Origin of the sequence: Streptomyces sp. NPDC020917, assembly GCF_044333795.1 — a bacterium.
Lineage (GTDB): Bacteria > Actinomycetota > Actinomycetes > Streptomycetales > Streptomycetaceae > Actinacidiphila.
Window position 1 is genome coordinate 455,229 of sequence record NZ_JBIRRR010000003.1, and the last position, 12,710, is coordinate 467,938.

At 66.7% G+C, this 12,710-nt stretch carries 3 protein-coding genes; all 3 read right to left on the reverse strand.

Features of this window, described 5'->3' with window-relative positions; all coding sequences use genetic code 11:
* Nucleotides 1–31 precede the first annotated feature (31 nt).
* Nucleotides 32–4,021 carry a LamG domain-containing protein gene (locus ACH4TG_RS09035; protein WP_398241504.1) on the reverse strand — a complete coding sequence of 1,330 codons (3,990 nt, stop codon included), beginning with the start codon at nt 4,019–4,021 and terminating at the stop codon, nt 32–34.
* Nucleotides 4,022–4,367: 346 nt separating this feature from the next.
* Nucleotides 4,368–8,237 (reverse strand): glycoside hydrolase domain-containing protein, encoded by a 3,870-nt coding sequence (locus tag ACH4TG_RS09040; RefSeq protein ID WP_398241505.1) that lies wholly within the window; start codon nt 8,235–8,237, stop codon nt 4,368–4,370.
* 413 nt (nt 8,238–8,650) lie between these two features.
* Nucleotides 8,651–12,622, reverse strand: coding sequence for a glycoside hydrolase domain-containing protein (locus ACH4TG_RS09045; RefSeq protein WP_398241506.1), 3,972 nt, complete (start codon nt 12,620–12,622; stop codon nt 8,651–8,653).
* Nucleotides 12,623–12,710: the final 88 nt, after the last annotated feature.

Genomic DNA, 12,710 nt, shown 5'->3' on the forward strand with positions numbered 1-12,710 from the left:
GGGTGCAGTCCGTCCCCGCCTGAGGGCACGTTCAGCCCAGCGTCAGTCCGGACGAGGAGCTGGTGATCGTGTGGCTAACGCCGTTCAGTGTCACTCCGGACAAGGTGGCTGTGAGCCCTCTCGGCACCGAGGCGTCCTTGAGGTTCGGCTTGATGCCGTCGGGCGTGTAGCCGAACAGGTCGCTGATGATGACGTCGGCGAACTTGCCCCCGCCGACCAGGACGTAGGTCATCACGTCTCCCGCGATGACACCGATGTCGGTCGAGGGGACGTTCCAGGCACTGCCGAAGCCGGGCCGGCCGGAGGTCCAACTGGTCGGATCGACTGCCACGACGGCGGTGGTGATTGCCTCGGTGGCAGTCGTGCCGGACCCCTCGTCGAACGGGAAGCGGAGCACCAGAGCGGGGTCGACGTCGCCGCCGCCTGCCAGCCCGACGGCGTGGGTGTTCGCGATCTCGGCGGGTGTGAGCGCACGGTTGTGGACGCGGGCCTCGTCAATGCTTCCGGAGAAGACACGTGTGCCGTCGGCCGGGGAGTTGCCGACGACCAACGGCACACCGGTCGCCGGAGTCAGCGCACGCCTCGGTGCGCGCGTCGTCGCCACCCCCTCGCCGTCGATGTAGACGGTCACCGCAGACCCGTCATACACCCCCGCCACGTGGTGCCAACCACCCGCCGCCACCGTCGCGGACGGCGGCGACTGCACCTCCACCCACTGACTGCCGACCGCCACGCCGAACATGATCCGTCCACCCGCGCCGCCGCGCAGTACGTACCCCGCTTCCTTGCCGGATGTACCCGACCTGCCTTCCTTCGACACGATGGCCGCCCGCCCGACCTTCGTCGGCCAGCTCGTCGCGTTCACCCACGCCGACACCGAGACTGCTTCCGACGGGTTCAACGCCGCCCGGTCCTCGACCGAGTTCACCGACCCGCCACTGAACGGCAGGCGCATCAGCAGCGAGGCGTCACCAAGGCCGGGAGCGCCCCCTCGATGGATGTTCCTGATCTCGGCGGGGGTGAGAGCACGGCCGTGAACGCGGGCCTCATCGATGCTTCCGGAGAAGGTACGGGTGCTGTCTGCCGAGGAGTTGCCGACGACCAATGGCACACCGGTGGCCGGAGTCAGCGCACCCGTCTGCACCCGGGTCACCACCGCCACGCCGTCGATGTAGACGGTCACCGCAGACCCGTCATACACCCCAGCCACGTGGTGCCATCCCCCCGTCGCCACCGTCGCAGACGGCGGCGACTGCACCTCCACCCACTGATTGCCGACCGCCACGCCGAACGTGATCCTTCCGCCCGCACCACCGCGCAGGAGGTATCCGACGTTCCTGCCAGAGTCACTCGAACGGTCGTCCTTCGACAGGATGGTGGCCTGCGCGTTGTCCGCCGGCCAGCTCGTCGCGTTCACCCACGCCGACACCGACACGGCTGCCGGCGGGTTCAACGCCGCCCGGTCCTCGACCGAGTTCACCGACCCGCCACTGAACGGCAGGCGCATCAGCAACGAGGCGTCGCTGACACCGGTCCGGTCGTCGCTGGCCTTGGCCGCGTCGGAGATTTCCGAGGCGGTGAGGGACCGGGCGTAGACGCGAGGCTCGTCGATGGCGCCGGAGAACCTCCGGGAGTGGTCCGCTGGGGAGTTGCCGATCACGATCGGGACCGCGGTGGCGGCATCGACCGTGCCGGTCTGGGCCTTGGTGGCCTGCGGTTCTCCGTCGACGTAGATGGTCATGACCGAGCCGTCATAGACGGCGGCGACGTGGTGCCAGGATCCGGTCGGCACGGTTGTGGGGGTGACCAGTTCGCTCCACTGTCCACCGTCAAGGCTGAGGGCGAAGGACAGCTTCCCACCGGCGCCGCCGCGCAGTACGTACCCGGCGCTGCCCGAGTCCCAGGTGTCCTTCGCGATGACGCTCGCCTGCCACACCTGGTCCGGCCAGCTTGTGGCGTTGACCCAGGCCATGACGGTCAGGGCCGAGCCGGGGTTGAGCGCAGACCGGTCCGCGACGGCCAGCGGGGACGCGGGAGCCAGGGCACCGGCCTGGGACAGCGGTCCCTCGTGGGTGATACCGGAGAAGGTGGCGAGCATCTTCAGGAACGTCGGGTAGTCGCCGAATCGGGCGAAGGTCTGAGCGGCCAGCGCGGGCCAGCTCGCGTAGGCGCCAAGGGTGCCGTGGTCCGGACGGGGAACCGGGGCCTCGGAGTCCTTCATCGACAGCGCGCGCATCCAGTCGGCGTCCAGCAGTTCGGTGGAGACGAAGTTCTTCATCTCCGTCCGCTGCGTGCCGGTCAGCTTGTCGGCCAGGAGGTTGGAGGCGATGTCGAAGTCCACCACGGTACGCACGGTGACCAGGGACCCGTCGGCGTGCCGGCAGTTCCACACGCCCTCTCCTGGCACGTAGAGGTCCAGGACGTGCGGCAGGAGATTCACCGCGGCGGCGGAGAGCGCGGCGGCCTCCGCGCTGTTTCCGGCGTTTCTCTGCAGGACGCTGGCCTGGTTCATCATCCACACGTTGGCGGCGTTCATCGAGGCGACCTGGTTGGTGTACTTCGGCAGCACCTCCAGAAGGTTGCCGTTCTCCCCGTAGTCCGCGAGGTTCTGGCCGGCCGCGACCAGGCCCTGCCAATGCGTGGCACTGTCGGTCAGATGCTGGAGCACCGTCGCGCCCGCGACCGAGGCGTCGAGATAGGCGGTATCGCCGCTGTAGTTGACGTAGTTGAGGATGGTGCTGAAAACCGTCAGATCGTTGGCGGAGTACCAGGGGCCGACCCCGTTGCCCTGGACGATGTCCACGGCGTAGCAGTGGTAGATGTCCTTCCCGAGCCAGTGCTCCGTCAGCGCCCGCATGATCACCGGGTCGAGCAGCGCGAGGATCACGGAACCGTAGGAGGTGTCCCAGAAGTAGGTCGTCGTGTTGGAGTACTCGGGGGCGCCGGTGACGTAGACCCGGTCGAAGCCGCTGTAGGTTCCGGTGCGCCCGAGGAGGGTGTTGAACGTCGGGCCGAGGTTCGTCCGCTCGCAGCACAGCACCGACAGGATGCTCATGTAGTACAGGCGGGCTATGGCGTCACCGTTGGCGGAGCCGTCAGTGGACAGCACGGGAAGCGAGCCGGAGTAGTGGGCGTTGCCCGGGGTGAAGGCGTGCGTCCAGCGCGTGGACCAGGCGTTGGCCACTTCTGCGAACACCGCGGCGAAGTTCGCCGACGCGCTGCCGGCCTGGGAGATGACGCCGGTCGCGTCCGACACCGCCGCGAGCGGCTTGCCGGTGGAGGTGTCGCCGACGGCCATGACGAGGTGCACGGTCTCGGTCGCACCGGGTGCGACGGTGAGGGCCCACTGGACTGTGCCGGCGGTACCGGACGCGGTCCACTCGGCACCGGCGTCGGCTGCGAAAGCCACCACGGCAGGGCTGGAGTTGTCGGAGACGAGCACGTTTGTGGGTGGCGAGCCCACGGAGGTGGCGGTGAAGTGCGTGTCCCCGGGGCGCGGCGCGCCCCAGGCCCAACCGCTCGTGGCCTTGCGGATGCGCGGGTTCAGACTCACCTTCAGCGTGGTGGCGACCGGGGAACCGGTGGGGTTGGTCACCGAGATCTGCCAGAGCACCTGGTTGGCCTCGAACCCCAGCCGCGTCGCGGTCTGGACCGTCAGCCCGGACTGCGTCGTTGCCTTGCGCAGGATTTCGTAAGCGGACCAGCGCGACGATTCCGTGGTCAGGGTCGTTCCGTCGACCGCGAGGTCACCGCACGAACCGCCCTGCACGTAGGGCGCCAAGGTGAAGTTCGTGATGCCCATGGCGTTGGCATCGGCATTGACTCCCCCGTAGAAGTTGAACACGGCAGGCAGGTGCTGCAGGGCTGACTGTGGGAGCCAGTCGCCGGTCAGCGAGTCCAGAGGCGGCGGTGACCCGACCGGCGTGGCGGCGAGGGCAGCGGGGAGCAAAGGAGCCGCCCATGCGGCCAGGGCGGCGGCCCCGGTCCAGGCAAGGAAACTGCGGCGGCTGGGTGAGCTCATGGAGTCCTCCGGAAGGGTTTGCCGGGTATGCGTGCACATTGCATGGGTCTTGGACGAGTGACGGTTCAGGCTCGCTGGGTCGGGACGTGGTGCAGGCCCGGGAAGCTGTTGCGTGTCAGGACCGCGGTCCGCTTTTGCTCCACCCGGGATGCCGGCCTGGCTCATGGGCACGGTCGCCCACCGTCGCGGCGATCGTGCCCGCGTCTCCCCCGGCGCCCGGGGCCGCCGGATCAGTCTCTGGCGCCCACAACCACGTCAGGGATCGCCGGTACCGGACCCCGTTCATCCGCCGCAGGCGCACCGTGCCGGTCCTCGTTCCGTGCGCCGACCGGCGTGTGCGTGCTGGTCAGGAGGCGGTATCGCGGACGGCGATGGCGTCGTAGACGAGCCATGAACCGGTCTGGGTGGTGAGGGTGATGACGTTCTGACCGGTGCGGAGTTGGCCGGCGGGCAGGGCGAAGTCGACGGTGGTGGGGACGATGGCGGCGCTCTTTCCGTCACCCCAGTGGTAGCCGCCCCCGCCGCCCGCGGGGAGTTGGACGGTAGTGGCGGTCTGTCCGTTCAGACTCAAGGCGAGCGCGGGGGGATTGGCCTGTTGGGTGTCGATCAGCCATGCGGTGAGAGCGAGATCGCTCGTGGGGGTTTGGGCCAGGTCGAGGCGCAGGGTGAAGGTGTGGGATCGGCTTCCGGCCCAGGCGTCCCCGGGGCCGGGGTGGATGTAACTCCACGTGGTTGCGGGGTCGCTGCTGCCCACGGTGACGTCGACGTCGTCGGGAAAGGTGCTGGGGTAGCTGCTGTAGTGGTCGGGGCCGAGGGCGAATCCCGAGGTCGCCATGTCGATGGCCCCGACCAGAGCGATCGCGTGGTGGACCGTGGCGGAGGTGTCGTGGAGGAACGTGCCTGCCTCGCTCGTAACCGCCAACGAGAAGGGCTGGGTTCCGGTCGCGTTGGCCGGCGGGGTGAGGGTGAAGGTCGTGGTGGCGGTTGCGGAGCTGCCGAGCTGCACCGTTCGGGTGGCGGGGTCGACCTGCCAGCCCTGAGGGGCTTGCAGGGAGACTGCGGCAGTGTGGGTTTGGGTGTCGTTGTTGACGAGCGTGACCTGGAACGTGGCAGGGGTGTTCTGCAGCAGGCGCAGCTCGGCAGGTGCGGTCGTCACCGAGATGGCCGGCACGTCGCGGACGTAGAGGATGCCTTCGGGGAGTTCGGTTCCGTCGGCGGCGCTGGCGGTGAACGTGATCCGGCGCAGCTCTTCCGGGGTACCTTCGGCGACCGACAGGGTGAGTTGCTGGTCGGTGGTGCCGTTGGCCGGGACGCTGAGCGTGCCGCTGGCCGGTTCGGTACGAAGACCCGCGGGGGCGTTGGTCCGCCACTTCACCGTGACTGCTTGGTCGGTGATGTTCTGCGCCGTCAACGTGACGGAGCTCGTCTCGCCGGGGCCCACCCGGACCTGGTCGGGTGTGGTGTAGAGGGCCGCGGGCGCCTGTGGCGAGTGGGAGAACGGCAGTTGCCTGACGCCCCACGCCGTGTTCGGCTGGTCGCCCAGCCACAGCTCCAGCGCTCCGCCTTGGGTCAGCTGGTCGTGGTAGAACCAGGCCTGGTCCAGTTCCTTCCCGTTGAGGGTGGCGCGCTGGATGTAGATGTTGGCCGCGGAATTGTTGTGGGTGATGATGCGGAACTGCCGACCCTTGTAGTAGTCGGTGTCGAGATTGATCGTGACCTTGTCGAAGATCGGCGAGGTGATGTCGTAGAACGGCCGCGACAAGCTCCCGCCGGTGACCTCGAACAGGCCCATCGACATCAGGGCACTCAGCGAGCCCATCTGGCCCTGGTCCTCGTCGTGGTGACCGTACCCATCAGTCGTGGAGGTGGCCGAGTAGACCTGTTCCTTCACCTGCCGTACCCAGTACTGGCTCAGCCACGGATAGCCCACGTAGTTGAACAGGTGCGCCAGTTCCAGACCGGGCTGGTTGCCGTAGTTGACGTAGGCGCCCGCGTCGCCGTTCTGTCCTTCGCCGATGAAACCGGCACTCTTGGACTGCTCGAAAGCGTAGTTGAGCTTGTCGGCGTAGGCGGACGTGCCGCCCAGCCGGTTGGCCAGACCCATCACATCGTGCGGGGTGTACCAGGTGGCCTGCCAGGCGTTGGCCTCCACGAAGTCGTTGTCGGAGAGCGGGTCGAAGCCTGCGAGCCACTTTCCGTCGGATGCCCTTGGCCGGATGAACCCGGTGGTCCGGTCGAACAGGTTCTGCCAGTTGCCGGACCGCTCGATCAGGTAGGCGCCAGTGTCGGTGTCGTCCCAGACCTCGATCTCGTTCAGCCCCACGTTCTCACCGGTGCCGCCGGTCACGTCGAACCGTACCCAGCTCACGCGCCTCGGCCGGAAGTGCACCACCTTGTTCGTGCCATCGGTGGGAATCCTGTCCACCGTGACCGTCGAACCGTCACTGAACGTCAGAACCCCGGAGTTCGCGTTCGACGTCGGATCCGCCCGATCGCTGATCACCACCATGCGGACACGCTTGTCCTCACGCCAACTCAGCTTGATCCACGGCCTCTGCTCCGTGGACGCCCACTCCACGCACTGCGCCGGCACGATACTTGAGCGGATCGGCCTTCCGTCCACCGCCCGGACAGCACCGAAATTCGTGGCGTTCACCTGCGAGGACGCCGACACCTCCGCGAACTGCGAGACATTGAGCCCCGACTTGCCCAACTTCCGGGCCAACCGCCCCAACGACCAGTCCTGGAATGCGAACTCCAGAGTCTCCCCGGCGCCACGCGACTTCCAACTCGTACTGTCCGGCATGTTGTGCGGCACATATCCGTGATCAAGGTACGGTCGTGCGGTCCAGCCGTCTCCCAGCCAGGACGCGTTCTCGTAGGGGGCCTTGTCGAAGAGGCCGCCGATCGAGTGGGCGTCGAGCATCGCCTCGTAGGCCAGGTCGACGTCGAAGTCGCGGATCCCCTTGTTCCAGGCACCTGTGATGAATGACGTCACCGGTGAGCTGGTCATCACGAACGAGTAGTCGCCAGCGCGTGGGCCACGCGGCAGCAGGCCACCATCCTTGTACATCTGCAGTTGCGAGTGGACGAAGCTGCTGTAGACGTCCGGATACGCCAGGCCGAACATCGTGTTGATGTTCCACTGGGTCAACCAGATCGCGTCGTAGTTGAACATCGCATACTTCGGCACGCCATGACGGTCCAGCGGAATCTGCTTGACCTTGCCGTTCCGCCAGGTGTTGTCCAGGTACTTGCCGTCCACGTCGCTGATCGTGCTGCGTCCGCACAGCAGGTGGAACAGGTCCGTGTAGAACTTCACCTGCTGCTGATCGGTGCCGCCCTCGACATCGATACGTCCCAACATCGCGTTCCAGCGCGCCTGGGACGCCTGCTTCACCGCCTCGAAGTCCCAGCCCGGCAACTCCGCTTCGAGGTTCTTGCGCGCCCCCGCCGCCCCGGTGAACGACAGCCCCACCTTCATCTGCACGACCGCGCCGGCAGCCAGCTGCTCGTAGCAGACGTACACGCCCATGGTGTCGCCGGACAACTCATCAATCGCCGCACCGCCGCTGGCCAGGCTCCCGCCCGCCCATCCACGCATCGCATCAAAGGGCTTGTCGAAGCGGATGGTGAAGAAGAGCCGGTTCTTCTCCGGCGGTGTCTCGGGCCAGTAGAGGCCGTCGGTGAGCATTCCGCCCTGGTCGACGTAGCCCTCGATCGTGTCGTTGGCGACCCTCGTGACGTGGGCGCCCTTCATCCTCGCTTCGCCCAGCACGCCTCCGAGGTTGACGATGATCTCACTCCGGCCGGCCTCGTCATAGGTGTAGCGGTGCATACCCACCCGGTCGGTGCACGTCAGCTCGGCCGTGATGCCATACCGGTCCAGATGCAACCGGTGGTAGCCGGGCTGGACGACCTCACTCGCATCGTGCTTCACATACGACTGCCAGCCGCTATCGCCCTGGAGCTTCGACACACCCGCGCCGGTGGTGGGCATCACCTGGACGCCGGCGATCTGCCAGCAATGCAGATGACTGAAACCCTTGACGTTGTTCTCCTTGTGGAGATAGCCCGTTCCCCACAGCGTGTTCGTGCTCGTGTCCGGCCGCAGCTTCACCAGGCCGAACGGGTTGCTCGCCGACTGGAAGAAGAAGAACCGGCCCCGATCCGCCTCCACCCACGGATTGACCAGGCCCACATAGTCCCGGCCCACGTTGACCGGGACCGCACCTTCCGGGGCCGCTGCCCGCGCGAGGCCGCCTGCGCCCACTGTCCCCACCACCTCTGCGGCCACTACTCCGCTGGCGGTCCACAGAAGTTGACGACGGGACAGACCACTCGAATTCGAGTCGTTCATTACGCACTTCCCTTCGTTCTTGATACGTGGCATCAGGGCGAGGCCAGGCCGCGTCACCCGCCGGGACGGTGCCGCCCCCAAGTTGCGACGCACGGTGCGCCTACTTGTACAGGGCGGCCTGCGACTGGAGATCGTTCAGATTTCCTTGGTGTTCACCACTGGGTGAGCGGCTGGACCTGGGGAATGCTCTTGTCCCCGCCGAGGTACTTGAAGCGCGGGTGCACCGTGCCGGTCGTCCTACCCTGCGCCGACCGGCGTGTGCGTGCTGGTCAGGAGGCGGTATCGCGGACGGCGATGGCGTCGTAGGCGAGCCATGAGCCGGTCTGGGTGGTGAGGGTGATGACGTTCTGACCGGTGCGGAGTTGGCCGGCGGGCAGGGCGAAGTCGACGGTGGTGGGGACGATGGCGGCGCTCTTTCCGTCACCCCAGTGGTAGCCGCCCCCGCCGCCCGCGGGGAGTTGGACGGTGGTGGCGGTCTGTCCGTTCAGGCTCAAGGCGAGCGCGGGGGGATTGGCCTGTTGGGTGTCGATCAACCATGCGGTCAGAGCGAGATCGCTCGTGGGGGCCTGGGGCAGGTCGAAGCGCAGGGTGAAGGTATGCGGCCGGCTCCCGCCCCAGGTGTCCGCGGGGCCGGGGTGGATGTAACTCCATGCGGTCGCGGGGTCGCTGCTGCCGACGGTGACGTCGACGTCGTCGGGAAAGGTGCTGGGGTAGCTGGTGTAGCGGTTGGGGCTGAGGGCGAATCCCGTGGTCGCCAGGTCGATGGCCCCGACGAGGGCGATCGCGTGGTGGACGGTGGCGGGGACGTCGTGGCCGGACGTGCCTGCCTCACTTGTGACCGCCATGGTGAGGGTCTGGGTTCCGGTGGCGTTCGCCGGCGGGGTGACGGTGAAGGTCGTGGTGGCGGTTGCGGAGCTGCCGAGTTGCACGGTTCGGGTGGCGGGGTCGACCTGCCAGCCCTGTGGGGCTTGCAGGGAGACGTCGGCGTTGTGGGTTTGGGTGTCGTTGTTGACGAGCGTGACCTGGAACGTGGCTGGGACACCCTGCAGCAGGCGCAGTTCGGCAGGTGCGGTCGTCACCGAGATGGCCGGCACGTCGCGGACGTAGAGGATGCCTTCGGGGAGTTCGGTTCCGTCGGCGGCGCTGGCGGTGAACGTGATGCGGTGCAGCTCTTCCGGGGTACCTTCGGCGACCGACAGGGTGAGTTGCTGGTCGGTGGTGCCGTTGGCCGGGACGCTCAGGGTGCCGCTGGCGGGTTCGGTGCGCAGACCGGCGGGGGCGTTGGCCCGCCACTTTACCGTGACTGCCTGGTCGGTGATGTTCTGCGCGGTCAATGTGACGGTGCCGGTCTCGCCGGGCCCCGTTCGAATCGTGTCCGGGGCGGCGTAGAGGACCGCGGGCGCCTGTGGCGAGTGGGAGAACGGCAGGTTCTTGACACCCCACGCCTTGTTCGGCTGCTCGCCCAGCCACAGCTCCAGCGTCCCGCCGCGGGTCAACTGGTCGTGGTAAAACCATGACTGGTCCAGCTCCTTGCCATTAAGGGTCGCGTGCTGGATGTAGATGTTGGCCGCGGAATTGTTGTGGGTGATGATGCGGAACTGCCGACCCTTGTAGTAGTCGGTGTCGAGATTGATCGTGACCTTGTCGAAGATCGGCGAGGTGATGTCGTAGAACGGCCGCGACAGACTCGCGCCGGTGACCTCGAACAGACCCATCGACATCAGGGCACTCAGCGACCCCATCTGCCCCTGGTCCTCGTCGTGGTGACCGTACCCGTCGGTGGTGGAGGTTGCGGAATAGACCTGTTCCTTCACCTGCCGTACCCAGTACTGGCTCAGCCACGGCTTGCCGACATAGTTGAACAGGTGCGCCATTTCCAGACCGGGCTGGTTGCCGTAGTTGATGTAGGCGCCCTGCTCGCCGTTTGCCCCCTCGCCGATGAAACCGGCGCTCTTGGAGTTTTCGAAGGCGTAGTTGAGTTTGTCGGCGTAGGCGGACGTGCCGCCCAGCCGGTTGGCCAGACCCATCACATCGTGCGGGGTGTAGAACGTGCCCTGCCAGGCGTTGCACTCCACGAAGCCATCGCCCGCCATCGGGTCGAACCCCGAGCGCCACCGCCCGTCCGATTGCCTTGGCCGCACGAACCCAGTGGTCCGGTCGAACAGGTTCTGCCAGTTGCCGGACCGCTCGATCAGGTAGGCGCCAGTGTCGGTGTCGTCCCAGACCTCGATCTCGTTCAGCCCCACGTTCTCACCGGTGCCGCCCGTCACGTCGAACCGTACCCAGCTGACCCGCCTCGGCCGGAAGTGCACCACCTTGTTCGTGCCATCGGTGGGAACCCTGTCCACCGTGACCGTCGAACCGTCACTGAACGTCAGAACCCCGGAGTTCGCGTTCGACGTCGGATCCGCCCGATCGCTGATCACCACCATGCGGACACGCTTGTCCTCACGCCAACGCAGCTTGATCCACGGCCTCTGCTCCGTAGACACCCACTCGACGCCTTGCGTCGGCACGGTAGCGGAACGGATCGGCCTGCCGTCCACCGCCCGAACAGCACCGAAATTCGTGGCGTTCACCTGCGAGGACGCCGACACCTCCGCGAACTGCGAGATGTTGAGCCCCGACTTGCGCAGCTTCTTGGCCAACTGCCCCAACGACCAGTCCTGGAACGCGAACTCCAGCGTCTGCCCAGCGCCACGCGAGTCAACCTGCATTGGCACATACCCGAAATCAAGGTATGGCCGGGCCCTCCCACCGTTGCCCGACCAAGTCGTCTCGTACTCGGCCTTGTCGAACAGGCCGCCGATGGAGTGGGCGTCGAGCATCGCCTCGTAGGCCAGGTCGATGTCGAAGTCGCGGATTCCCTTGTTCCAGGCGCCTGTGATGAATGACGTCACCGGTGAGCTGGTCATCACGAGCGTGTCGTCGCCAGCGCGTGGGCCACGCGGCAGCAGGCCACCATCCTTGTACATCTGCAGTTGCGAGTGGACGAAGCTGCTGTAGACGTCCGGGTACGCCAGACCGAACACGGTATTGATGTTCCACTGGGTCAACCAGATCGCGTCGTAGTTGAACATCGCGTACTTCGGCACACCATGACGGTCCAGCGGAATCTGTTTGACCTTGCCGTTCTCCCAGGTGTTGTCCAGGTACTTGCCATCCGCGTCGCTGATCGCGCTGCGCCCGCACAGCAGGTGGAACAGGTCCGTGTAGAACTTCACCTGCTGCTGATCGGTGCCGCCCTCGACATCGATACGTCCCAACATCGCGTTCCAGCGCGCCTGGGACGCCTGCTTCACCGCCTCGAAGTCCCAGCCCGGCAACTCCGCTTCGAGGTTCTTGCGCGCCCCCGCCGCCCCGGTGAACGACAGCCCCACCTTCATCTGCACGACCGCGCCGGCAGCCAGCTGCTCGTAGCAGACGTACGCCCCCATGCTGTTGCCGGACAACTCATCAATCGCCGCACCGCCGCTGGCCAGGCTCCCGCCCGCCCACCCGCGCAGCGAATCAAACGGCTTGTCGAACCGGATGCTGAAGAACAGCCGGTTCGTCGGGGTGGTGATGTGTGATCCGACTTGCTCGACGTAGCCCTCGATCGTGTCGTTACCGACCCTGGTGACGGAGGCGCCCTTCATCACCGCTTCGCCCATTGTGCCGCTGAGGTTGATGATGATCTCACTCCGGCCGGCCTCGTCGTAGGTATAGCGGTGCAGGCCCACGCGATCGGTGCACGTCAGCTCGGCCGTGATGCCGTACCGGTCCAGATGCAACCGGTGGTAGCCCGGCTGGACGACCTCAGTCGCGTCGTGGTTCACATGGGACTGCCAGCCGTTACTGCCCTGGACCTTCGGCACACCCGCGCCGGTGGTGGGCATCACCTGCACGCCGGCGATCTCCCAGTCATGCAGATGACTGAAACCCTTGACGTTGTTCTCCTTGTGGAGATAGCCGCAGCCCCACGGGCTGCCCGTGCTCGTGTCCGGCCGCAGCTTGATCATGCCGAAGGGGTTGCTCGCGGACTGGAAGAAGAAGAACCGGCCCCGGTCCGACTCCACCCACGGATTGACCAGGCCCACGTAGTCCCGGCCCGCAGGGGTTGAAGCCGCATCTCCCGGCGTGGCTGCCCAGGCGAGGCCACCGGAACCGCCGACTCCCGCAACGCCGGCGGCCAGAGCCCCGCCGGCCGACAACAGAAGACGACGACGGGCGAACCCACCACTTGCCTGTGACTCGGTCACTTAACGCTTCCCTTCGAGATTGACTCGGGTCATCACCGTGTGATCGGGGCCGCCCGCATTCAGCAGCAACCGCGCCAGGCAACCCGAA

Bases quoted from the DNA above. Each gene is read 5' to 3' on its own strand.
- ACH4TG_RS09035 (WP_398241504.1), bottom strand. From the start codon at position 4,021: ATGAGCTCACCCAGCCGCCGCAGTTTCCTTGCCTGGACCGGGGCCGCC.